The organism is Flavobacterium sp. UBA7680, assembly GCF_002482975.1.
In the GTDB taxonomy this organism is placed as follows: Bacteria; Bacteroidota; Bacteroidia; order Flavobacteriales; family Flavobacteriaceae; genus Flavobacterium.
In genome coordinates, this window is record NZ_DLHA01000032.1 from 508975 (window position 1) to 533856 (window position 24882).

At 32.1% G+C, this 24882-nt stretch carries 26 protein-coding genes; 21 read left to right on the plus strand and 5 right to left on the minus strand.

All coding sequences use genetic code 11. The annotated features are described in order from the left end of the window. The first annotated feature begins 1 nt into the window (after window position 1). From B3C18_RS16015 to B3C18_RS16045, 7 genes are all read left to right on the plus strand, one after another. Window positions 2–1372, plus strand: coding sequence for an alginate export family protein (locus B3C18_RS16015; RefSeq protein WP_291148645.1), 1371 nt, complete (start codon window positions 2–4; stop codon window positions 1370–1372). Between the two features lie 138 nt (window positions 1373–1510). After that, on the plus strand, window positions 1511–1804 hold the full coding sequence (locus B3C18_RS16020; RefSeq protein WP_291148647.1) for a hypothetical protein: 294 nt from the start codon (window positions 1511–1513) through the stop codon (window positions 1802–1804). Window positions 1805–1861: 57 nt separating this feature from the next. Next, window positions 1862–2425: a 2'-5' RNA ligase family protein gene (locus B3C18_RS16025; protein WP_291148650.1), complete on the plus strand. Its 564-nt coding sequence runs from the start codon at window positions 1862–1864 to the stop codon at window positions 2423–2425. Between the two features lie 261 nt (window positions 2426–2686). Further along, window positions 2687–3610: a helix-turn-helix domain-containing protein gene (locus tag B3C18_RS16030; protein ID WP_291148653.1), complete on the plus strand. Its 924-nt coding sequence runs from the start codon at window positions 2687–2689 to the stop codon at window positions 3608–3610. A gap of 301 nt (window positions 3611–3911) precedes the next feature. Then, a complete protein-coding gene (locus tag B3C18_RS16035) occupies window positions 3912–4637 on the plus strand; it encodes an SDR family oxidoreductase (protein ID WP_291148656.1) in 726 nt (241 codons plus the stop codon). Window positions 4638–4930: 293 nt separating this feature from the next. Further along, on the plus strand, window positions 4931–5695 hold the full coding sequence (locus B3C18_RS16040; protein ID WP_291148659.1) for an SDR family oxidoreductase: 765 nt from the start codon (window positions 4931–4933) through the stop codon (window positions 5693–5695). Between the two features lie 131 nt (window positions 5696–5826). Beyond that, complete coding sequence (locus B3C18_RS16045; RefSeq protein ID WP_291148662.1) at window positions 5827–6543, plus strand: DUF4386 domain-containing protein; 717 nt, start codon at window positions 5827–5829, stop codon at window positions 6541–6543. An 89-nt stretch (window positions 6544–6632) separates the two neighbouring features. On the opposite strand, the gene B3C18_RS16050 is transcribed toward B3C18_RS16045, so the two are convergent. The 4 genes from B3C18_RS16050 to B3C18_RS16065 all read right to left on the minus strand — a co-directional run bounded on the left by B3C18_RS16050 (window position 6633) and on the right by B3C18_RS16065 (window position 9580). After that, window positions 6633–7130 carry a hypothetical protein gene (locus B3C18_RS16050; RefSeq protein ID WP_291148665.1) on the minus strand — a complete coding sequence of 166 codons (498 nt, stop codon included), beginning with the start codon at window positions 7128–7130 and terminating at the stop codon, window positions 6633–6635. A 166-nt stretch (window positions 7131–7296) separates the two neighbouring features. Further along, window positions 7297–7755 carry a PepSY-like domain-containing protein gene (locus tag B3C18_RS16055; RefSeq protein WP_291148667.1) on the minus strand — a complete coding sequence of 153 codons (459 nt, stop codon included), beginning with the start codon at window positions 7753–7755 and terminating at the stop codon, window positions 7297–7299. A gap of 89 nt (window positions 7756–7844) precedes the next feature. Beyond that, a complete protein-coding gene (locus tag B3C18_RS16060; protein WP_291148670.1) occupies window positions 7845–8543 on the minus strand; it encodes a LytR/AlgR family response regulator transcription factor in 699 nt (232 codons plus the stop codon). Then, the gene (locus B3C18_RS16065) at window positions 8543–9580 is read right to left on the minus strand and encodes a sensor histidine kinase (protein WP_291148672.1); all 1038 of its coding nucleotides are present in this window, start codon (window positions 9578–9580) and stop codon (window positions 8543–8545) included. The genes B3C18_RS16060 and B3C18_RS16065 overlap by 1 nt, the downstream gene beginning before the upstream one ends. A gap of 162 nt (window positions 9581–9742) precedes the next feature. Here B3C18_RS16065 and B3C18_RS16070 point away from each other — a divergent pair, with 162 nt between their 5' ends. From B3C18_RS16070 to B3C18_RS16095, 6 genes are all read left to right on the plus strand, one after another. Next, window positions 9743–11128 (plus strand): TolC family protein, encoded by a 1386-nt coding sequence (locus tag B3C18_RS16070; RefSeq protein ID WP_291148675.1) that lies wholly within the window; start codon window positions 9743–9745, stop codon window positions 11126–11128. A gap of 12 nt (window positions 11129–11140) precedes the next feature. Next, window positions 11141–14416, plus strand: coding sequence for an efflux RND transporter permease subunit (locus B3C18_RS16075; protein WP_291148680.1), 3276 nt, complete (start codon window positions 11141–11143; stop codon window positions 14414–14416). Further along, complete coding sequence (locus B3C18_RS16080) at window positions 14416–15501, plus strand: efflux RND transporter periplasmic adaptor subunit (protein WP_291148683.1); 1086 nt, start codon at window positions 14416–14418, stop codon at window positions 15499–15501. Before B3C18_RS16075 ends, B3C18_RS16080 begins: the two co-directional genes overlap by 1 nt. 282 nt (window positions 15502–15783) lie before the next feature. Then, window positions 15784–17046, plus strand: a complete 1263-nt coding sequence (locus B3C18_RS16085) for a DUF6161 domain-containing protein (protein ID WP_291148686.1) — start codon at window positions 15784–15786, stop codon at window positions 17044–17046. A gap of 254 nt (window positions 17047–17300) precedes the next feature. Further along, a complete protein-coding gene (locus tag B3C18_RS16090) occupies window positions 17301–18653 on the plus strand; it encodes an ATP-binding protein (RefSeq protein WP_291148690.1) in 1353 nt (450 codons plus the stop codon). Window positions 18654–18655: 2 nt separating this feature from the next. After that, window positions 18656–19306 carry an HNH endonuclease gene (locus B3C18_RS16095; RefSeq protein WP_291148692.1) on the plus strand — a complete coding sequence of 217 codons (651 nt, stop codon included), beginning with the start codon at window positions 18656–18658 and terminating at the stop codon, window positions 19304–19306. Window positions 19307–19397: 91 nt separating this feature from the next. On the opposite strand, the gene B3C18_RS16100 is transcribed toward B3C18_RS16095, so the two are convergent. Continuing rightward, on the minus strand, window positions 19398–19631 hold the full coding sequence (locus tag B3C18_RS16100; RefSeq protein ID WP_291148694.1) for a hypothetical protein: 234 nt from the start codon (window positions 19629–19631) through the stop codon (window positions 19398–19400). Between the two features lie 295 nt (window positions 19632–19926). Between B3C18_RS16100 and B3C18_RS16105 the strand changes: the two genes are divergently transcribed. From B3C18_RS16105 to B3C18_RS16140, 8 genes are all read left to right on the plus strand, one after another. After that, entirely contained in the window at window positions 19927–20424 is a 498-nt protein-coding gene (locus B3C18_RS16105) for a hypothetical protein (RefSeq protein ID WP_291148697.1), read from the plus strand. A gap of 5 nt (window positions 20425–20429) precedes the next feature. After that, window positions 20430–21059, plus strand: a complete 630-nt coding sequence (locus B3C18_RS16110; protein WP_291148699.1) for a hypothetical protein — start codon at window positions 20430–20432, stop codon at window positions 21057–21059. 32 nt (window positions 21060–21091) lie between these two features. Continuing rightward, a complete protein-coding gene (locus B3C18_RS16115) occupies window positions 21092–21688 on the plus strand; it encodes a hypothetical protein (protein ID WP_291148702.1) in 597 nt (198 codons plus the stop codon). 17 nt (window positions 21689–21705) lie between these two features. Further along, window positions 21706–22122 carry a hypothetical protein gene (locus tag B3C18_RS16120; protein WP_291148705.1) on the plus strand — a complete coding sequence of 139 codons (417 nt, stop codon included), beginning with the start codon at window positions 21706–21708 and terminating at the stop codon, window positions 22120–22122. A gap of 25 nt (window positions 22123–22147) precedes the next feature. Beyond that, window positions 22148–22741, plus strand: a complete 594-nt coding sequence (locus B3C18_RS16125; protein WP_291148707.1) for a hypothetical protein — start codon at window positions 22148–22150, stop codon at window positions 22739–22741. A 5-nt stretch (window positions 22742–22746) separates the two neighbouring features. Next, window positions 22747–23163, plus strand: coding sequence for a hypothetical protein (locus B3C18_RS16130; RefSeq protein WP_291148710.1), 417 nt, complete (start codon window positions 22747–22749; stop codon window positions 23161–23163). A 113-nt stretch (window positions 23164–23276) separates the two neighbouring features. Beyond that, window positions 23277–24125, plus strand: coding sequence for a hypothetical protein (locus B3C18_RS16135; protein WP_291148713.1), 849 nt, complete (start codon window positions 23277–23279; stop codon window positions 24123–24125). A gap of 98 nt (window positions 24126–24223) precedes the next feature. Further along, a complete protein-coding gene (locus B3C18_RS16140; RefSeq protein ID WP_291148718.1) occupies window positions 24224–24565 on the plus strand; it encodes a hypothetical protein in 342 nt (113 codons plus the stop codon). The last annotated feature ends 317 nt before the right edge of the window (window positions 24566–24882 follow it).

Below are 24882 nucleotides of genomic sequence, written 5' to 3' on the forward strand. Positions count from 1 at the left end.
TATGAAAAATACATTCCGATTATTGTTGCTTTTGGGAATCATTTTTTCTGCAAATGCACAACAAAAACCAGTTTTCCAAAAGCTGCGATATGACGATGATTTCCAATATCTAAAAGCCGACTCGACGAAAAACTGGTACGAGAAAATCAAATATATTCCGTTATCTAAAAATAATAAATACTACGCCTCAATTGGCGGCGAAATAAGAGAACAATATTTTTATACCGTAAATGACAAATGGGGCGACGAAACCACAGGCGGCGACGGTTATTTATTGTCCAGATATTTACTAAATGCCGATGTTCATTTGGGAAGATTCAGAACTTTTATTGAATTTCAAAGCAGTTTAGCAAACAGCAAAATTGATCCGAGTCCGGTCGATGAAAACGAACTCGATTTTCATCAGGCTTTTTTAGATGTTGATTTCATTCAAAATAAAAATCAGCAGCTAACTTTTAGAGTTGGAAGACAAGAAATGGCATATGGTTCACAGCGTTTAGTCAGCGTTCGCGAACGTCCAAATAATAGAATCGCTTTTGATGGAATGAAATTATTCTACAAAAACAACAATTGGCAGACGGATGCTTTTTACTCGCATCCTGTTGCCAACAAACCTGGAGTTTTCAACGATGATTTTAATGACAATGCCAAACTTTGGGGAAGTTATACCGTATTTCATAAAGTGCCATTTATTCAAAATATCGATTTATACTATTTGGGTTTATGGAAAAACAACGCCGTTTTTGATAACGCCATTGGTGAAGAAACCAGACATTCTATAGGAACAAGAATATGGAAAACAAAAGGAAACTGGAAATATGATTTTGAAGGTTTGTACCAATTCGGAAAAATCAACTCGCAAAATATTTCCGCATGGACACTTTCATCGAATACATCTTATACTTTTGAAAACGTAAAATTCAATCCCGAAATTGGTTTAAAAACCGAATTCATTTCGGGAGATAAAAACAGCAATGACAATCAATTGCAGACTTTTAATCCGTTGTATCCAAAAGGTGCTTATTTTGGTTTAGTCGGCTTAATTGGCCCATCAAACTTAATTGACATTCACCCGTCAATTGCTCTAGATTTAACTGAAAAATTAGGTTTCGGAATCGATTATGATATTTTCTGGAGAAGTTCCATTCACGACGGTTTATACGCGCCAAACATGCAGCTTTTGTATTCTGGAGACAACACAACCAAACGTTTTATAGGAACGCAATTAATTACAAATTTTGATTACAATGTAAATGCTTTTTTAACCGTTTCTGTAGAAGGAGCCTGGTTTGATGCTGGTGCATTTTTAAAAGAAGCCGGTTCTGGAAAAGATTATTTTTATACTGCTTTGACAGCACAATTTAAATTCTAAATTTGTGTAACACAATCTGTTCAAATGAGAAAAAAATACTCCAAAATAACTATTGTTCTATTCGTCTCACTATTTTTAACGCAATGTCTTTACAAAGATTATACTTTTAAAGAAAGCCTATCACGCAATTTTTATTTAATGGAAAGTGATATTCTTCCATCAAAATATATCGAAATACAACATGAAGGTTCCGGTTTAGTGCTAATTTATGATTTGATTGAAGTAATAGGCAATGATGATATTATATTGGTTAAGAATAAAAATGATAAAGGCAAAATTCAATATAATTTGATTAAAACTGCCATAGTTGAATATCCCGAAGACATAAAGATTATTTCTTCTGAAGAATTTTCAAAACGCAAAAAATCAATTGACTATGAATATTCATACGATCAAAATAATGGGTTTTCAAGAAATTTTTGGTCTAAATAAATCGCTCTGTTTAATTATTAATAACAGCTTAAATTTGTGTAACTCAAAGTCCTAAAAATGGAGAAAAAGTATTCTGTTGCCATTTATCCTTCCCAAGATGTTATTGATTCTGTCAAAACAATGAAGGATTATTTAAAAAGCAAAATTGATTGGTATAACAGCTGTAATTCTGTTGGACATATTACGATTTGTGAATTCACAATTACAGAATCCGAAATTGACAAATACAAACAAAAGCTTTTTAAAGTTTGCGATACGTTTATTCCTTTTCAAGTTCATTTAGATCATTTTGGTTCCTATGACAATGCCGGAGCATTTTACATAGCTCCAAATGAAGAATCAAAAAACAACCTGAAACCCATTATGAAAAAGGTTCAGGAATCTTTAAAACCTTTAAAACTCAAAAAAAGCGACGATCCGCATATGTCGATTGGAAGGAAATTAACTCCTGAAAACCTTAAAATTGCCTCGCAGCTTTTTACGACAATCGATATTGATTTTTCATGTAAGGAAATTGTTTTAAGAGAATTAGATCCTGTTAAAAAACAGTTTTTTGTAATTGATGCTTTTTCTTTTAATGGAAATGCACAAGCTGAGTTTATTCAGGGGAGTCTTTTTTAACCGCAAAGAGCGCAAAGATTTACGCAAAGCACGCTATTTTATTTCTTTGCGAACCTTGCGAAAAAACCTTGCGCTCTTTGCGGTTAAATAAACTCACAGTATTTCATTGCGAGGAACGAAGCAACCACACTAACAAAGATCACCAATTGATTCAGCAAATGAGATTGCTTCGTTCCTCACAATGACTGTGCAAATCTGTTTTATCTGCAAAATCCGCGGGCCAAAAAAATTTCGTATATTTGAATTTTACAATTCACAAATATGAAATCCCTAGATTCATTTTACCAGGATATTACCGGAGACGAAACTGTTGAACCCAACTCATTATTACCAAATGACATTCAAAAAGAAATTGGTCATTTTAATGTATTTGATATCAAAGAACTTTTAGAACGTCTTCAGGGAAAACCAACAATGCCTTATGACAGAAGAGCTTATTATAAAATAAGTTTGATTCGAGGTCATAATAAAGCAGAGTACGCCAACAAAGTAATTGAAATAGAAAAACAAGGATTATTATTTGCAACACCCAAAATCCCATACAATTACGTTCCGCAAGACACCAATCAATCTGGACAATTTTGTGTTTTTACAAGCGAGTTTTTATCTAAAAACAAAAGCGGAATTGACTTAGACGATCTTCCTATTTTTGCTTCAGACGGTTATCCTATTTTTCAGCTTTCAGATGAAGAAGTAGAAGAAGTTGCATTGATATTCAACAAAATACAAAAAGAAATCAATTCTGATTATATCTATAAATATGATTTAATCCGAAATTATGTGGCTGAACTAATCCACTTTGGACAAAAATTACAGCCCATAACTGCTCTTTATTCTAAACACAATTCTGCAGCGAGAGTTTCCTCTTTATTTGCCGAATTATTAGAAAGACAATTCCCAATAGAATCTCCGCATCAGCGATTAGAATTAAGAACTGCAAAGGATTTTGCAGCGAGATTATCTGTTCACGTGAATCATTTAAATAAGGTTTTAAAAGAAAATACCGGAAAAACCACAACTGAATTAATCAGTTCCCGATTGACAAACGAAGCAAAAATCCTTTTAAAACAAACGGATTGGAATATTTCTGAAATCGCTTATTCTCTTGGTTTTGAGGAATTAGCGCATTTTTCTAACTTTTTTAAAAAGCAAACAACTTTAACGCCGCTGGCTTTTAGGTTGTAGAATTATTTTAGATTTTATAATTATTTTAGATTGCAGAGTTTCTATTTTAGATTACCACAAAGCTTGTCCTCCTGAGCGAAGTCGAAGGATCTCATGCTGAGTCCATACAGTATGTTCTTATAGGGCGTGTCCTTCGACTTCGCTCAGGATGACATAAAATGACAATTGGAATTTGGAATTTTAAAAATTTGTAATTTCATTTACTCCTGATTTGAATTTTGCAAACATCGGTTTGATATTTACAATTCCCCAACTCTACTTCACTCCTACCTTTGTCTTATCAATTTAAAAGATCGAAAAGATGAACTTATCAAACAACAAAATTTTAATAACAGGCGGTGCAAGCGGTATCGGACTTGGACTTACTGAAAGATTTATTCAGGAAAATAATACTGTAATTATTTGCGGCAGAAGAGAATCTGTTTTAAATGAAGTGAAAGCAAAATTTCCTTCCGTAATCACAAAAGTATGCGACTTATCTTTAGAAGAAGAAAGAATCGAACTTTACAAATGGATTCAAGAAAATCATCCTGACTTAAATGTTTTAATCAACAATGCCGGAATCCAAAAATGGGTTTCTGTTACAGATTCTGATTTCTACGAAAGCATGAAAGCAGAAATCAGTACGAATATTGAAGCGCCTCTGCATTTAACTTCCTTATTTATTGAGTTGAAATCTTTAACAACGGTAATGAATGTAACTTCTGGACTGGCATTTTCGCCTTTTGCAAAAGTTCCGGTTTATTCGGCTACAAAAGCATTTTTCCGTTCGTTTACGCTTTCGCTTCGTCATTTATTAAAAGCTACGAATATCGAAGTAATCGAAATTATTCCACCTGCATTGAATACAGATCTTGGCGGAGTTGGTTTACACGACGCACATCCAAGCGTAAGCAGTTTTATAGAATCTATTTTTGAACAATTAAAAGATGGAAGACCGGAACTTACTTTTGGGACCAGCGAAACAAGATTAAACGCAAGCGCAGAAGATTTGAGAAATCATTTTAATGCAATGCACGCTAATTAATTTTATTTAAACACATAGAAACATAGTTATTGAAAACGTATAAAAGGCATTTCATTTTATCTAAACAAACATAGAAATGCAGCTAAAAAGAAATTTCATTTATCTAAATCCCACATCGCTATGTGTTAGAAACTAGTTTCTTTTTGCAGTCTTTTCAAATCAAAATAAAATCTATGTTTCTATGTGTTTAAAAAAAATCACACTGTGCGGGGTCTTCGACTTCACTCAGACTGACAGAACAACAAACAACAAACTATCAATAATTCACAATTAATAATTAACAATTATAAAAAATGGCAGTAAATACAAAAATAGCTCTGGTTACAGGAGGAAGCAGAGGTTTAGGAAAAAATATGGCAATTGCAATTGCTAAAAAAGGACTTGATGTTATTATAACATACAACAGCAAAAAAGATGAGGCAGACGCTGTTGTAAAAGAAATTGAAAGTTTAGGTCAAAAAGCAGCTTCTCTTCAATTGAATGTGGGAGATTCACAGACTTTTGATGGTTTTTTTGAAGGTATTTCTTCGACTTTAAAAAACATTTTTAATACGGATAAATTTGACTTTCTAGTAAACAATGCCGGAATCGGGATTCACAATTCATTCATTGGAACAACTGAAGCAGAATTTGACAAATTAACTAATATTCAGTTTAAAGGTCCGTTTTTCTTGACTCAAAAAGCTTTGAACGTAATGAACGACGGCGGCGGAATTGTAAATATTTCAACTGGTTTGGCAAGATTTTCATTTCCAGGTTATTCGGCTTATGCTTCTATGAAAGGTGCCATCGAGACATTAACAAAATATCAGGCAAAAGAATTAGGCGAAAGAAAAATCAGAGCCAATGTTGTAGCTCCGGGTGCTATTGAAACGGATTTTGGCGGAGGCGCTGTTCGTGATAATGAACAATTAAATCAACACATAGCTTCAATTACAGCTTTAGGAAGAGTTGGTTTACCAGATGATATTGGCGGTGTTGTTGCTTTTTTATGTACGGAAGATGCACGCTGGGTAAATGCACAACGTATTGAAGCTTCTGGCGGAATGAATTTGTAATTCTTATTTGCATTATGAATTAAACCCGACAGTCCCGAAGCATCGGGACCGTCGGGTTTCTATTTAAAACTTAATATCATGGTTGGTAACAATTTAGTGAGACAAACGTCTTATCTTAAACTAACCAAAATATGAAACCAAAAAATTTTGAAACTTCTCCCCAATTTTATGCGAGAATAGCCGGATTATTATATCTGGTTATTATTGTAACAGGTTTATTTGCTGAAGTCTTTGTAAGAAGCAAATTAATTGTTTACGGAGATGCGGCCGCTACAGCAAACAATATTATTCATTCTGACCTTTTATGGAGAATAGGAATCAGCGCAGATTTAATCATGCAAATTTGCGATCTGCCTGTAATGATTATTCTTTATTATCTGCTTAGACCTGTAAACAAAAAACTAGCGCTGCTCAATTTATCTTTTAACTTAATTCAAACTGCTGTATTGGCGGCCAATAAATTAAATCTGCTTGCTGCTTTATTTTTCCTGGGAGATTCAGATTATTTAAAATCTTTTAATCCAGATCAATTACACGCATTATCTTATCTTTCCATAAAATTACACAGCTATGGGCTTGGTATAGGTTTAATCTTTTTTGGATTTGTGTGTCTTATTGAAGGATATTTGATTTATAAATCCCATTATTTGCCAAAAGTATTAGGTATCTTAATGGCAATAGCCGGTCTTTGCTACTTAATAAACAGTTTTCTATCAATTCTGGCACCGCAGCTTTCCAATTTTGCATTATTGTTTCCTTGCATCATTGCAGAATTAGGCCTCACATTATGGCTTATTTTTAAAGGTGTAAATCTTGCTAAATGGAGAGAAAAATTGGCGATTGCATAATTTTATTTAAAAAAGATAAAAAACAAACCCGACAGATTTAAAAACTTGTCGAGTTTGTTATTTTAAAGGAATTGAAAGAGTATTTTTTTTTATGCTATTTGAATTGTTTTAATTAAATTTCCTTCTTGATCAAAGATGAGATTATAATTTTTCCCATCTTTTACTGCTCTCACTTCATAAGTTGTTCTATTTTTAGCATCAACAACAGAATAAGCTTCTCTTACAGTTGCGGCAGGTACAGCCTTAGATTTACTTTTTGGCTTCGCGTTTGCTTTAATCGGATAATTGGCATCTAAATAAACTTGTGCATTTTGTGGTAATTTAGCGCTTGGAATTTGCTCTTTATATGATTTAAAAGTGCCATCACTTTCATAAACAGCATAGGCCTGAGTCTTTGCTGCTGCTATAAATTTTGCTACAAATCTAATGTCATTTTCATTTTTGCCATATTCCATTGTCCAAATTTGCTTTTTTCTAGGAAATTGTTGTTCAAAAGCTGTTCTAATAGTCTCAGACGGAAGAAGAATAGCTTGACCTATCATAAAATTACAACACACAAGGCAGGCAAATAAATAGAAGTTTTTCATTTTAATACTTTAAATAAATTGGTTATAATAAAGTAGTAAAAATACTACGTTAAAATTTATTAAAAAAGTTAATTTTTAAAATATTTCCTATAAAAACAAAACCCGACAAGTATAAAACTTGTCGGGTTTGCCGTTTTAAATATAATTGAATTAGTAAGTGTGCTTGTTAATTTTTTTCGATGATCACATCAAAACCTCCATTTTGATCAAAAACAACATCATAAAATCTGGAGTCTTTTTCTACACCCACTTCATAAGTGGTTTTATTTTTATCATTTACTATCACAGCGATTTCCCTAATCGCTTTTGGTGCGTAATTTTTCTTTAAATAAGTCTGCGCTTTTTGAGGTAATTGAGTTAACGGAATTTGTAATTCATATGCTTTTAAAATTCCTAAATTATCATAAACTGCCAGAGCTTTTGTATTCTTATCAGTATTAAATTTTGCTTCGTATCTAATTTCATCATTATCATCGCCAACGTAATCTATAGACCAGACCGCAACTTTATTTGGATATTCTTTTTCAAAAGTAAATCTAACTTTTTCGGGCGGTGTTACTACTTCATTTTGAGCGCTTAAAAAACCACCGTAAAGTAAAATCAGCAGTAAGAATACTTTTTTCATGATCCTGACTATTAAAATTAAAAACCAAAATAAGTACTAAAATTATTACTTTTAAAATGAAATCCAAATATTTTTTAATAAAAAAAATGTTACTTTTTTAATCTGTCCGTCAATTCCCTTTTGTAGGTTATTCCAACGGGTAATTTTTCATTTTTGATGACTACAAAATCTTTTTCAGTTGCATCAATTTTGTCTAATGCGACAATATAAGATTTATGAATTCGGATAAAATTCTTTTCCGGAAGGCATTTTTCAAGTTCCGTTGTGGTAATTGAAGCCAGATAAGTTCGCTTTGTTGTGTGCAGTTTCACATAATTTCCAAAACTTTGTGCATACAAAAGCTGGTCTAATTCAATATCAATAAAATAACCATCGACTTTTACGCTTACCTTATTTACAACTACTTCCTCTTCTTTTGTTTTTACATTTTCTGTAGAGAAAAAACGATCTACAGCTTTTAAAAATCTCGGAAAATAAATAGGTTTCAGTAAATAATCAATTACGCCGTAATCGTAACTTTCAAGTGCAAATTCAGAATAAGCTGTCGTTAAAATGGTTTTAGGATGATTGGGAATAATCTTCAATAATTCCATTCCTGAAATCTCCGGCATATTAATATCCAAAAACATCAAATCGACTTTGTTTTCTCTAAGATAATCCATTGCTTCAATGCCATTATATCCTTGAAAAACCAATTCTAACTGCGGATTTTGTTTTATATAATTAGCTAAAACATAATGCGCTGCCGGCTCATCATCAACAATAATACATTTTTTTGGATCTCTCATTATGCAAATCTTTTCAACTGCATTTTTAAATCAACTATATAAGTCTTTTTATTCTCCTGAATATCGAGTGTATAGTTTTTCCCGAAAATCAGATTTAGCCTTTCAATCGTGTTTTTTAAACCAATTTTGGTCGAAACAACATCGGTTTGCCTCGTTGGAATTGAATTTACTACATGAAGATGCAGCTGTCCGTCTTCCACCGTAATAAAAATTTGAACGAAACATTTTTCAATTGCGCAGGTTCCGTGTTTAAAAGCATTTTCAATAAAAGCAATTAAAAGCATTGGCGAAATTTTATACGCGTTTTCGTTGTCAACTTTAGAATCAAAAGTAATGTCACAACGATATCCAACACGTTCTTTTTCAAGCTGCACATAACTATTTATAAACTCTAATTCGTCTTCTAAAGATACGCATTGTTTACTGTTACTTTCTAATTGATAACGCATTAACTGCGAAACTTTCATGATTAAATCCGGCGTTCTGTCCGGAAATTCCAAGCTGATTCCGTAAAGCGTATTAAAAGTATTAAATAAAAAGTGTGGGTTCAATTGTCCTTTTAACGAATTCAACTGCATTTGGTTAAATAACAAAGCTTCTTCTGTACGTTTTCTGTGTATTCTGTAGAATTTAAAAACAATAATCGGGCTCAAAATACAAACCAACGTTCCTAAAACACTGGCCAATTGGTACAAATAACTTCTTTGATGCGAGTTTTGATAAAAATAAAGATTTCTAAATATGTCCAGCATCGTAATCTCATACAAAACAATAGAGAAAACAAGAACTCCAAAAAGCGTTAATACCAGGTAAGTAAAAGGACGGCGGGTTTTAAATAATATAGGAAAAAGGAAGAAACGATTGAACTGCGCATGCATGTAAAGAATGCAGTAGAAAAAAACGCCCATTAAAACAGATGTTATAGAACTAAATAACATCCAGTCATTTTTTAAAGTATATATGGTAAAGGAAAACGCGACGACGGCAATTTCCTGCCACCATTTGTTATCCAGAATATTATCAAATTTTATGCTCATTTTTTAAACTTAAATAGTTCACAAAGTACGGACAAATATTTAATTATCATTTCTAAAAAATGACCAATTGAATTGGTCATTTACTATTGCAGTACATCACTTAACATGACTTTTATCAGTACAAGAGAAATAAATTTGTACTATAATTTCACACTTGAGTTTATGTATTTCAAAAAAATTACCTTATTATTTTTCTTGATTTTTGCATCAATCGGTTACTCTCAAACCCTTTCTTTAAAAGAAGCAGTAAAAACAGGGCTTGAAAATTACGGTTCGATTAGGGCAAAAAACAATTACACCAATGCATCAAAAGAGACTCTAAAACAATCTCGACGTGATTACCTGCCTAACCTAAATTTGTCGGCACAGCAGGATTACGGAACTGTAAATGGTCAAAACGGACCGCTTTATGGATTTGGAGGTCTTGGAGTTGCTTCATCAGGATTACCGCTGCCGGAACAAAACTGGAATTCGGCTTTTGGCGCACTTTATCTGGTCAACATGAACTGGGATTTTTTCACTTTTGGAAAAACGCAGGAAAAAATCAATTTGTCTAAAATTGATGTTCAGGCCAAAGAAAAAGATTTACAGCAGGAAAAATTCCAGCAGGAAATCAAAATTTCTGCTGCTTATTTAAATCTATTGGCAAGCCAGAGATTGTTGATTTCACAGCAAAAAAATCTGGATCGTGCCGAAGTTTTCAAAAAGACTGCGGTTGCGAGAGTTAAAAACGGATTATTGGCCGGAGTAGATTCTACATTGGCTACAGCCGAAGTTTCAAAAGCTAAAATTGCTTTAAATCTGGCGAAGAATTTCGTTAAAGAACAAAACAACAGATTGGTAGATTTAATGGGCGTTGCGCCACAGGATTTTGTTACAGATACGCTTTTTGTAACGCAGATTCCAAAAGAATTGATTAAAACAAATGCAGCTACAGATAGTCTGCATCCTTTATTACAATTCTATAAAACGAAAATCGATTACAGCAATCAGCAGGTTAAATTATACAAACGTTTTTATTACCCTACAATGAGTGCTTTTGGAGTTTTACAAACCAGAGCTTCGGGATTTGAAAACAGTTATGCTACAGACCAGCATGCTTTTAGCAGAAATTACTGGGATGGTGTAAATCCGGATCGTACCAATTATTTGGTTGGAGTTGGAATTACTTGGAATTTAACGACACCTTTTAGATCAAGCAAACAAGTAAGCGCTCAGAAATTTGTTTCTCAGGCTTTACAGGAAGAATACAATCAGGCAGACAGAGAATTAAAATCACAGCTGACTTTTGCCGAAGATAAGATCAAAATTACACTTGATAATTATGCCGAAGCGCCTATTCAGGTTGATGCGGCAAAAAGAGCTTACATTCAAAAATCGACTTTATACAAAAATGGTTTAACGGATCTAACTGATTTGACACAAACGATTTACACTTTAAATCGTGCCGAAATCGATCGTGATATTGTGAACAATAATGTATGGCAGTCGTTTTTACTGAAAGTTGCTGCAACGGGCAATTTTGACTTATTTATAAATGAATTTTAATTATAACGTCTAATGAATTTAATACGTTTTGCACTCCGCAAACCCATTTCCATATTAGTATTGGTTGCGGGTCTATTTTTCTTCGGAATTGGTGCCATCAAGGACATTAAGGTAGATATTCTGCCAAAAATGAATTTGCCGGTTATTTATATTGCGCATCCGTTTGGAGGTTATACGCCAGACCAGATGGAAGCTTATTTTGCTAAAAACTACGTGAATGTTTTACCTTTTTCGAATGGTATCAAATCGGTAGAAACCAAAAATATTCAGGGGTTAATGATCATGAAATTAACCTATTATGAAGGTACAAACATGGCTCAGGCTGCTGCCGAGTTAAGTGCGCTTTCAAACAGAATTCAGGCGGCTTTTCCTCCGGGAACACAGCCTCCGTTTATCATTCGTTTTGATGCTTCTTCTTTGCCAATTGGTCAATTGGTCTTGAGTAGTAAAATTAGATCAAATAACGAATTACAGGATTTAGCCAACGTTTACGTTCGTGCTTCGTTTACTGCAATTCCCGGTTTATTATCGCCGGCTCCCTTTGGCGGAAGCCCAAGAACAATCGAGGTAAATGTTGATCCAGATTTATTGCGTTCGCATAATATGACACCGGATCAAATTGTTGAGGCGATTCGTTTAAACAATCAAACGGCTCCTTCTGGAAATGTTCGTATGGGCGACAAAAACTATATTACGCCAACTAATAATACCATTAAAGAAGTTAAGGATTTCGAGCAGATTCCATTATTTAAAGGCGGTGTTCAAAATCTAAAATTAGGCGATGTTGCTTCTGTAAAAGATGGTGCCGATATTACGGCAGGTTATGCTTTGGTAAACGGAAAACGTTCGGTTTATATTAGTATTGCAAAAGCGGGTGACGCTTCGACTTGGGATGTGGTTCAAAAATTGAAATCAGAATTGCCTAAAATTCAAAGTACACTTCCTGAAGACGTAAAATTATCTTATGAATTTGACCAGTCGGTTTATGTAATCAACTCGGTTAAAAGTTTAATTACTGAGGGAATTATTGGTGCGGTTTTAACGGGATTAATGGTTTTATTATTCCTTGGAGATAAACGTGCGGCATTAATCGTAATCTTAACGATTCCTATTTCGATTATTTCGGGAGTTTTATTCCTGAAATTATTCGGGCAGACGATCAACTTAATGTCTTTATCAGGATTGGCTCTTGCTATTGGTATTTTGGTGGATGAAAGTACGGTAACGATCGAAAATATTCACCAGCATCTTGATATGGGCAAACCCAAGGCACTCGCGATTTGGGATGCGTGTCAGGAAATTGCATTACCTAAATTATTGATCTTACTTTGTATTCTTGCCGTGTTTGCGCCAGCGTTTACAATGGTTGGTATTCCGGGAGCTTTGTTCTTGCCTTTGGCTTTAGCGATTGGATTTTCGATGGTTATTTCGTTTTTATTATCTCAGACTTTTGTGCCTGTAATGGCAAACTGGATAATGAAAGGTCATGAAAAACACGAACATGGCCCGGAAATTACAGATGATGAAGCCGAATTTAGAGACTGTGGTTTAACTCCGGAATCTGAAAGAGATCTTATTACGCAGAAAAAAGGTTATGTTGAAAAATTAGATACAGATAATAACGGAAAAATAAGTCTTTTTGAAAGATTCAAAATCCGTTTCATGAGAACTTTAGATCGATTGTTTCCATACAAAAAAGCGACAAGTATTATATATCTGGTTTCGGCTACAGCTTTAGCCGTTGTATTTATTGGGTTTATCGGGAAAGACGTATTCCCAAAAACAAATTCAAGTCAGTTTCAATTGAGAATGCGTGCTGTTGACGGAACTCGTTTAGAAAGAACTGAAGAACAAGCCAGAATTGTTTTAAAAGAATTAGAGAAAATGGTTGGAAAAGAACATATCGGAATCACTTCTGTTTATGTGGGTCAGCACCCTTCCCTATTCTCTATTAACCCTATTTATTTGTTCATGGCAGGTTCACATGAAGCTGTTTTTCAGGTGAGTTTAAAAGAATATCATGTTGATATGGATGAATTTAAAGATGACTTTAGAGCAAGACTTAAAAAAGTGCTGCCAAATACTAAAGTTTCTTTTGAACCAATCGAATTGACAGATAAAGTTTTGAGCCAGGGTTCTCCTACTCCAATCGAAATTCGAATTGCAGGAAAAGACAAAAAACGAAATGAATTATACGCCAATCAAATTGTTGATAAACTAAAAGCGATTTCTTATTTCAGAGATGTGCAAATTGGTCAGCCAATTCACTATCCTGCAATGAATATTGATATTGACAGAACGCGTGCTGCAGAATTAGGCGTTGATATGAATGATATTTCTCGTTCGCTTGTGGCTTCGACTTCATCATCAAGATATACCGAAAAAAATACCTGGGTTGATGAAAGAGCAGGATTATCCTATAACGTTCAGGTTCAGGTTCCTTTAAATAAGATGAAAAGTAAAACCGATATTGGAGAAATTCCGGTATTAAGAAACTCGATTCGTCCGGTTTTGAGTGACGTTGCAAAAATTACACCCACATTTGTAAGTGGTGAAAATGACAATTTAGGGGCTATGCCTTACATTACCGTTACGGCAAACATCAACCAAACCGATTTAGGTACGGCTTCAAAAGATGTGGGCAAAACAATTAGTTCTTTAGGCGAATTACCTCGTGGTTTGTTCATTTCGCCAATTGGGTTAAGTACTGTATTGAGCGAAACATTAAGTAGTTTACAAACAGGATTATTGGTTGCCGTTTTTGTAATCTTCTTAATGTTAGCCGCTAATTTCCAGTCGTTCAAGGTTTCATTGGTAATTTTAACAACGATTCCTGCGGTAGTTTTAGGAGCTTTATTAATGCTTACGCTTACAGGTTCAACGTTAAATTTACAATCGTATATGGGAATCATTATGTCGGTTGGGGTTTCGATTGCCAATGCCGTTTTACTGGTCACAAATGCCGAACAATTGCGTAAACGAAACGGAAATGCATTAGAATCTGCACGAGAAGCTGCGGCGCTGCGTCTTCGTCCGATTATCATGACATCTGTGGCGATGATTGCGGGAATGTTACCAATGGCAATTGGACACGGTGAAGGCGGCGATCAGGTTTCTCCGTTAGGAAGAGCGGTTATTGGAGGATTATTATTTTCTACTTTTGCCGTATTATTAATTCTTCCTCAGATTTTTGCCTGGGCACAAGAAAAAACATCGACACAATCTGTTTCTTTAGATCCTGAAGACGAAGAAAGCATCCATTATATCTCATCATTAAAATCAAAATAATGAATAATAAAATACAATATAGCGCGCTGTTTTTTGCAGCATTATTTTTCCTTAACAGCTGTAATTCAAAGAAAGAAGAACCTGTTGTGGCAGAAATCGAACCTAAAACTGAAACGTTTCTTTTAGAAAAAGAAAAACTAAGTACAGAATTGCGTTTACCAGCCGAATTAACTGGTTTTCAACAAGTAGATTTATACGCAAAAGTGAGCAGTTTCGTAAAATTATTGAAAGTTGACATTGGTTCTAAAGTAAAAAAAGGACAGCTTTTAATTGTTTTAGAAGCTCCGGAAATTAGTTCGCAGCTTGCTGCAGCCGAATCGAGATTAAAATCGATGGAAGCGATTTATGCTACCAGCAAAAGCACTTACAACCGTTTGTATGAAACAAGCAAGGTTGAAGGAACGATTTCTAAAAATGATTTAGAAATGGCAAGCGGAAAAAAGAATTCTGATTACGCACAATACCAAGCCGCAATTGCAGCTCACAAAGAAGTTTCGATTATAAGAGGTTATCTTGAAATTCGCGCTCCGTTTGATGGCGTTGTGGCGGCAAGAAACGTGAATTTAGGAACATTTGTTGGTCCGGCAGGAAAAGGCTCAGATTTGCCTTTATTGACGATTCAACAGCAGGATAAATTACGTTTGGCGGTTTCTATTCCGGAATTATATACAGGATATTTACACGAAGGCGACGAAATGAGTTTTAATGTAAAATCATTACCTGAAACTTTTAAAGCTAAAATTACCAGAATGTCTGGTGCTTTAGATTTAAAATTGCGTTCTGAGCGTGTTGAAATGGATGTTGTAAATACAAAAAAAGATTTATTACCTGGAATGGTTGCCGAAGTTTTATTACCGCTTAACGCGAAAGACAGCACATTTGTAGTTCCGAAATCGGCAGTGGTGAATTCTGCTGAAGGTTTGTTTGTAATTAGAGTTGTAAACCATAAAGCAAACAGAGTTGACATTAAAAAGGGAAGAGAAATCGACGATAAAATCGAAATTTTCGGAGATTTAAGCCTGAAAGATAAACTGGTAAAAATTGCCAGCGAAGAAACTAAGGAAGGCGATATCATAAACGAATAACCTGCGTTTAGTCTTCAATTTAGTGATTACCAAAAACTGTACGCATTCTTGAATGCGGCATTTTAAAATTGTTACTGATTTTAAAATGCAAATCTAAAATTTGCCTTGAAGGACGGTACTTGATATAGTGCCGTCCTTTTTTTGTTTAATAAACAGGTAAAAATACGTAGTTGTTTAGAATGGTAAATTGATATTTTTGATAAAATGAATTAATTCTTTCCTGAATAACAATTTATCAAGACTATTAAGTTTTCAGTAACTCAAAAAGTTAGCTATTTTAATATGAAACATTTAGATTTTATAAAAAGCTATAATAATTTAGCTAATGACAATATTATTCGTGATCAAGCATACACAATAAAAATTCCTAAAGAAAACTTTGAAGCTACCTATGATCTTCTTGGACTTCATAAATTTGTTGAAGAGCAAAACGAAGGTTGGAATGCTATAAGCAATAAGAATCATTTCAATGAGTCTATTAATTTTTTCTCAAGGCTTTTATTAAGTATAGAAAATGGAGTAACAAATCCTCTAGCAAATCCTTTAGAAACAAATAAAAATATTAATAGAATTTTAAGCAATATAAAAAATACAATCCTTCTTTATAATTCACCAAAAACAATTTTTCTATTAAATCTTAATAATAAATATCCTGAACTTTTTACAGGTGCTTTTGATGCACTTATTGAAAGTGTACAACCGGTTAATATCTCTAACAAAAATTATTTAAAAGGATTAATATTATCTCTGAATTTTGAAATGGAAGATTTCGATGTTCTTTCACCGAAAGAAAGTCAAGAAATGTCTTTTTCCAATATGCGAAACAAGTTTCAACATGATACTAATGAAGACAGTCAAAGATTTACAGAATTGCTTAAAAATTCAGAGAAAGACTCTATAGACGAAATTGAAAATTTAAAGAAAATACAAAACGAATGGAAAGATACTTTCTCAAAAATTTATAATGAGTGGACTGAGAAAGTTGAAAATGAAATGACTAAAAGTCAAGTGGCAGCTATAAAACTTCTAAAAAAATCTTTGCAATCGAAAATAGAACTGGAACAAACTTATCGTGAACAAATGAAATTTCAGGTTCCTGCCGAATATTGGAAACAAAGAGCTACAGAATTAAATAATGAAGGCCATAAATTTATGAGATGGCTAATTATTCTTGTTATTATAGGAGCATCTATGCTTTTTCTTTTATTATGGCTAACTCCTGAAGATATGCTAGAGAGCATTTTCTCAAAGGAACCAGTTCGGGCTATTAGATGGTCTATTATTTTCATAACATTTATTTCTTTTCTCTTTTTTGGAATTCAAGCAGTTAAAAAAGCAATGTTTTCAAGTTTTCATTTAGCCAGAGATGCGGAAGAAAGGGAAAAACTTACTGTTTTCTATTTATCCTTAATTAAAGATAGTACAATTACACAAGAAGATAGAAGTCTTATATTGCAATCACTTTTTAGTCGTGCAGATACTGGAATGTTGAAAGATGATGGAAATCCAACTATGCCAGGAATATTTGATAAAATTAAAGGATAAATTAGCCTCCAGCTGACGCGAGCGTCCCGCTCGTGTAATATTCCTTTTGAATTAAAATGGTAATACGTTCACGAGCTGGACGCTCGCGCCAGCAGGGGCATTTTTTATTTATTATAAAAAATAATTCTTCTTTGTGGTTTTCCGTAAAATAAATAATTAAATAAGATATATATTTATCACTTTAAAGAAAAATATCTAAGTCGAATATATTCACCAATCCTAATAAGCCTTATCGCAATTATTTCAAAAAACATATGATTAATACATTTAAGAAAGGAAACAAAAGTTATAATCTCTATGATAATAATTATCATAAAAATCAAAATATTTTTACTGTTATTGTGGGAAAAAATGGAACTGGTAAAAGCAGACTTTTAAATGATATAATAAGTAATTTTGTCCCTGTTAGAGAAGGAAGGCATGTGGACATTGTTGTATCATATAAAGAAAAATTAAATCCTAAAATCGATTTAGAGTTTTCTAAAACTCCTGATAAAATAATTGCAGTATCAACAAGCCCTTATGACAAATTTCCACTTCCTCCAATATTCGGGCCTATAAATCTTGAAAATGAATATTATTCTTATATAGGAATTAGAGATTTAAGAACAACTAATTTTTCTATGGGCTTTATGTCCAAAATTATTGGACAATTACTATATATAAGAAGCATTGATTCATATCATTTTAGCAAAATTATAGAAGTATTGAATTATTTGGGTTATTCAGAAGAATTACATATTGCAATTGATTTTCGAATTTTAAGAAGTCAGATACAGCTTTTACTTAATAGTGATGATCCAGAAAAAGATTTTTTAAATATTTTTTTAAGAACTAATAATCTACACCGTCCTTATTCGAGTTTTTTCAAAAATGAAGACGATAGTTTGAATATTGAAAGACTTAATAGGCTATTAAGTATATTAGATCAAATTAAAGAAAAAAGAAAAACTGTTTACAACTTAATTTTAAACTCAACGATAATTGATTCTGAGCTTAAAATAGATGATATACTCTTTTTGATTGAAGCTGGAATAGTAAAGCTTCGTGATGTAGGATTACGTAAATTAAATACTGATAATATCTATAAAATAAGTGAGGCAAGTTCTGGCGAGCAATGTATTTTCACAACATTGATTGGTATTAGTTGTAATATTGCCGATAACTCGCTAATATTAATTGATGAACCTGAAATTTCTTTACATCCTGAATGGCAAGAAAGATATATCACATTATTAATTGAAACATTTCAAAACTTCAAAAACTGTCATTTTATAATAGCAACTCACTCTCCTCAACTTATTTCAAAATTATCAATAGAAAATTGCTATATACTTCAGATGGATACTAAAGAATTAAAGAACGCTAAATACTATGCAAATAATTCTATAGACTTTCAATTAGCTAATGTTTTCAATTCTCCAGGTTTTAAAAATGAATATTTAAGTCGAATAGCATTTTCAATTATTTCAAAAGTAGGGAAAAACAAAAAGTTTGATGAAGATGATTTAAAAAATTATCAACTCATAAAATCTCAAATTAAATTTCTACAGGAAAATGATCCTATAGTTCATCTTTATAATTTAATAAAGGATCTAAAAAAGTAAAGATGGCAGATATTGAAACACCAATTAGTTTTTCTAAAGACTTAAAAAAAATAATTAACCAAAAATTATCCGATCCTAATTTTAAATACCAAGATTGGTCTAATGAAGACTTGCTAGATTTACGAAGATATATTAGGAACTATTATAGAGATCTAACTAAGAAATGTGTTTACTGTAGAAAAGACGTTTCTTTGCAATCAGCTAATAATTGTCATGTTGAGCATATTATTCCCAAGAGTACTGACCCATTAAAATTTATCTTCGAACCTAAAAACCTTTGTGTACTTTGTAGTGATTGTAATGAAATTAAGAAAAACAAAGAAGTTGAAGATAAAGTTCTAAAAAGAAATACAGCGTATAGCGAATATCCCAGATCTTCCGAATCTTTCTTAATTTTTCATCCTCATTTCGATAATTATGATGATCATATTTTTAAATGTGAGGACATTTATATTGATTTAACACCTAAAGGTTCCTATACAATGTATGTTTGCAAATTAAATAGAAAAGTGCACAAATTTGGAATAGAACCCGTTTTATTAAGCCAATCTGCTTTATTTGATTTATTTAATGCAATTATGAACGAAAGTAATTTCACTAAACAAAACATACTATTAAATAAACTTCGAGCATACTTTATTAAGTCTTCATAAGATTTTGTACTGAGTCGTAGTATGTGCTGTGAACATAAAATAAGAAGTTAAAAAACCTCGATTTTTTCAAATCGAGGTTTTTTATAAAATTCTATTCCTTCTCCAAATAAGGATTCAAAACTTCAGCCAATTCATTCAGCCAAAAAAAGCTGTTTTCTAAGTTATCAATTCCGGTTTGAAGGGTTTCATGTTCTCGCATAACGCCTAAAGCAAGGATATAATTTACCTGCCTTATTGCTTTGGCCATGTCTTGCGGATCAATTTTAGTAGTGAAGAAATTTAGAAGTCTTGTTTCAGCTTCTTTGGAAAGTGTGTTTGTATTCATAATCCTAAAATTCAATGGTTTGACGCTTATAATTAGTTGTTTAAAATGCTAATAATGCTCACAGTTGTCGAATCCCACATATTAAAAATTGTAGGTTTCACATTGTATAATACTGTCGTCTGTAATTTTTAGGAATGACAAATATAGTAAAAGTTTTTTAATATTTATATTCTTTTTCTTACAATTGATATTTCTTATTTAGACAACAAATAAGAAAATCAAATTACCTCAAAAGCATTAAATCATAATCAAAAATTAATACATTTGAAAAAAGCCTTTTGAAACCAAATTCTATATGAAGATAAAGCCATTTAAAATTATTCTGCCTCTTTTAACTTTCCTTTCGTTGGGTTGCAAAAACCCTGAAAAAAAGAAAATTGTCAATCAAGAATCTAACGAAATGACAGAAGCTGATTTACTTAATCATGTCAGACTTGCTATAAATCCAAAATTTCAAGATTGGGTTTTATTCGAAAACGGAACTTATATAATTTTTGACAATGCAGACACTATTCCAGATTTAGAAAGTGAGGCAATAAAATTAATGAAAGAATTTGGGCCTGTACATGCCGGAGGATCCGCCGGAGACTTTAGCGTTACTCATTTAAAGGAAACCGAAGGCTGGGTTGTTTCGGGACATGGCTACGGAATGTATACGTATGTAAGTCCTAACGAACTAAATTCTGAAAAACCAAATGATGTTCAAATTGGTCTGGAAGGCAGAAGTAAAAGAAATGCAGATGGTCAAAATCCTGTAATAATACATATAAATCGAAAAACAAACAGCCAATAAAATTTATGATTGAGAGTATTAGTGATTGGGAAAGAAAGCAACAAACTTATTTAATCGTATCTGTAATTTGTTTCATCATTGGGACTTACTTTTTTATAAAAGTCATCAGTGGAAGCTATATAATAAAACAATCAGAACTTCAGGTTTATGAAAATCTAATCACTTCAACCGCTCCTCAATTCAAAGAAAGAAAAGGGAAACAAAGTAAAAAATGGATAGAAATTAACTGCATAAATAATCAAAGTACTTTCGAGATTTCCAGTTATGATTATAGATGTGTTAATGATGATGAAGTACTAAATGAAATAAAAGCCGGAGATACAATCTCAATTGCGATTTTAAAAGATGAAATAGACGATTTTGACACAGAAACTTCCTGTGAAATTCATTCGTTAATAAAAAATAACAAAGAATATCTAAGCCTTGAATGTAGAAATGAAGAAGATAATGATGATGGAAAATTCGGGTTTTTACTCCTATTTTCTATATCTATTATAACAGCAATAGTGCATTCTCTATCTAAAAAACCCAAACTTTTTGATAAAGTCAATCCAGAAATTATAATTGGAATTGCAGTTATAATACTTTTATTTGTTCTTCATTATATATGTAATAAATATTCGATTTTGGATTAATATTACATCAGCTAAAAACCAGAAAATAACTTATGAAAAAAATTATTTCTTTACTATTTCTTGTAGTTCTTTCTTCATGCGATCAGAATCATTCGAATGAAAAATTTGAAAAGAAAACAGTCGAAAATAAATATTCTTTATCTGTACCGGAAAGTCTTGGCGTTACGACAGAATTAAATGATCAAGCTTCTTTACAATTACAGAATCAGTTTGACGAATTTTATGTTATTGTAATAGATGAATTAAAAACTGATTTTGTAAATGCTATTGAAAATAATTTATTAAACACAACACCAGATCTCGATGGATATTACAATGCTACTTTGAATAATTTTAAAAAATCCGGTTTAAAAGATTTTAAGCTCTACGATGTAAAGAAAAAGAAAATTAATTCCTCAAATGCTATTGTTTTTTCAGTATCTGGAATCAGCGACGGTTTTAACGTTTTTTATCGATTTGCAATTGTACAGGGAAAAGACCGATACTATCAAATCATGTCATGGACAGAAGCCAGTAAAGAAAAACAATATGCCGAAAGAATGAATAGAATTCTAGATTCTTTTAATGTAGAAGAAGCTGGTTATTCGAAAAGCAAAAATCATTTGGCAAAAGACAGAACGAAAAAATAATTGAAATCTAAAAGCAAATGATACGAATAGAATTTGAAGAACCTAGCATCGAAATCTGTAAATGCTGTAATAATGAAATTGTTAAGCTTACTCGTTTTGTTCATAAAGACGAAGATGCATTTGCTCTTTATTATTTAAAATTCACAAAAGGACATGAAGACAAACTTGTTACCGGAATAATTAGTATTGGCGATTGGGAAACGGATGATGAACCTAAAAATAGATTTGCTTTTCCATTTAGAATTTGGACTGATGAAACCGATTATCAAGTTGGCTTAATGGACAGAGAAGAATCTCCTTGGAAACAAGATTTACTCGGTTCTATTTTAGATAGAAAAGAAGCATTAGAACATCCGTGGATTGATGAAGTATTTCATATTACAGATCATATTGTTACAGAAGACAAAATAGTAATTGAATATTTTTTCGATTAATAAAACCACTCCTAAAAAATAATTAATGAGAGAAAACATTCTATTACTTCTTCAAATAATAACGGTAGATTTTTTTACAGCCTTTGGTTTATATTCAATTCTATTTCTAATTGTTTCTATTTTTATAAAGAAACCAATTCTGTACAAAATAGATGAAGAAGCCGTTAAATTTATTTCTTTGGCTGGCGTAATTTATTTTACAGTCTGGATAATTGGAATTTTTGTTTTTTATGCAGAAAATAATCCAGAAGAAAAAAGCGATATGCTAAACAGAATGTTTGGGAAATATTGGATTGGATTTTGGTCGCAGCCTATTTTATGGTTCACTATTACACAATTATTGAGACTTAAAAAAGTTAGTAAAAATACTTTATTGAGAATACTATTTAGCTTTTTACTTATTGTTTCAATTGAACGATTTATGATTTTTATTATTACTTTACATCGCGATTATTTACCAAGCTCGTGGACAATGTATCGTGATTTAGATATTTATCCTTCTAACTTTTTTCTTGCATTGTTGATGAAAATTATGGTGTTTTTGCTTTTTGTTGGGATATATTATTTAGCAAAAAGTCGGTTAGTAAAATTAGTAAGATCTAAAAAATACAATCTTTAAAATTAATGGATTATATAAACAAGAATTTAAATCGGTTAGACAAATATGCAATTAATACTTTCGAAAGGGTTGGTACGAATTTATCAATTCATTTTGCTGTATCAGAGTTAACTAATTTTATCGAAGAAGGTTTTCAAAATAGAATCCGTTCACTAAAGTCTGTATTAATAATCACAAATTTATTTTCAGAATCGTTTTATTTTAATAGAAATCAAAAAGAAACCAATATTACTAATCTTGAAAATGATTATTTTATTTCAGGATTCAAAAGCATTTCTGAATCTGAAAATTCTATTGAATTGGAAATAATTACATGGAAAAATGATCAGCCTTATATTGAAAATGATGATACAGATTTTATTATATGGAAAATTAAAGCCGAATCTTTTCAGTTACAATGGGATCAATTTACTTATTTCTAAATCTTGAAAACAATACCGAATTTAAAGTAAATTAAACATATAATCACTTAATTATCAAAAACTAACGCAACCTTTTAACATTAAACGCATCTATTTAATAAAACCGATGCGAAATGAGAAAAATTTTAACGTTAAGTATTATTGCAGTATTATTTTTTAGCTGTTCTGCAGAGAATTCTGGAGTTGAGACCGTTCCAGAAAATTCGTCAAAAATAAACCTAGCTATCGGAATCAAAAAAGATGCGGATTTAATTCTTGTATTTAAAACTCTAAATGAATTGCAGTTTGACATTCGGCAGATGAATGGCTTTTTTTACAATTCAAATACTTCAGAAAGCGGCGTTAACAATTTAATGAATCTATTAAATAAAAAACCATATATAAAAACCGGCGCTTGGGGCGCTACACCTTATACTGTTTTTTACGATCAGGCCGAAAAGAAAACGCTCATTTTAAATAGTTTTTTTGGTATGAATGCTGCCAATCAAACTGATCTGATTAATTTAATTTCTACTTTAAATCTTTCAGACCGATTAAGCGAAACTAAAGATATTTATTTAAGTATTCCGGAAGGAACTCAAACTTACTGGAAAACCCAAATGATGACGTATCCATTTGTAAAATGGACAGAAACTTTTGATCAGGTTTGTTTATCATTTGAAAACGCCAATATAATTTCGGCAAATGTTCCTGATACCGGAAATGTAAATCAAGTAATTCCAATTAAGGTCAGTTTTGTAATTAGAAATGGCTGTGGTGGTTTTGGCTCTATTACCGAAACAAATTCGGGAAACACAAAAACAATAACTGTAAAAGCCAAATACGAAGGATGTTACTGCACTCAAAACATTGGAACTGTTGAAACAACTTATAATTTTACCGCAGCGACAACTGGAAGTCACATTATCAAATTTCTACAGCCAAATGGGGAGTTTTTAACCTATACGATTAATATTCAATAAAACCTTATTTTGATATAATAAAAACTTTTAAAGGTATAGTAAGCGAAAATTGCTGTCTTATATTTACAATACTACACCAAACTCTAAAAGATTTTTATATGCAAAATACCCAAAAAATAACCAAATTATTATCTCAAAAATTCAATTCAAACATCTGTATTCATGGTAGTTTCTTAAAAAGTAAATATACTTCTATACTTGATGTTAATAACGGAACTAACTTTATTACTTCAGATAATCTAATCTATTCCTTTAAAGATCACGAGCGTCATCGGTGGCTTACCGTTGTACATTCATTTCACGCAAATGGGAAAGAATATTTTCCAAGCGTTGGTGATCAATATACTTTAGAAAACGGAATACAATATAGTTTTACAACCCAAGACGAAATTGTAGAAATGGCGGTTGCGTATTTCAGTAAACATGTTTCGATAAGTTGATCCTATTTACAAGAAGAACGTAGGAGATTTGTTACCAGCTCTAAAAATTGTCGATTATGATTGCGGGGCTTCGACTTCGCTCAGCCTGACAAGATTGCGACTTTTTTTTAACGCATTGCTTGTCATTTCGAGGAACGAGAAATCCCACTCGTAAATCGACAAAGATTGGCGATTTAGATTGTGAAATTTATGCATTTTTAAACTGGACTGAAGTCCAGCTCTACAATATGGATCATTCCTTCGGAATTTTATTCCGTCCAAAAAAAGAGCCAGAGGCTCGGTCTATTTTGTAGAGCTGGACTTCAGTCCAGTTTAAT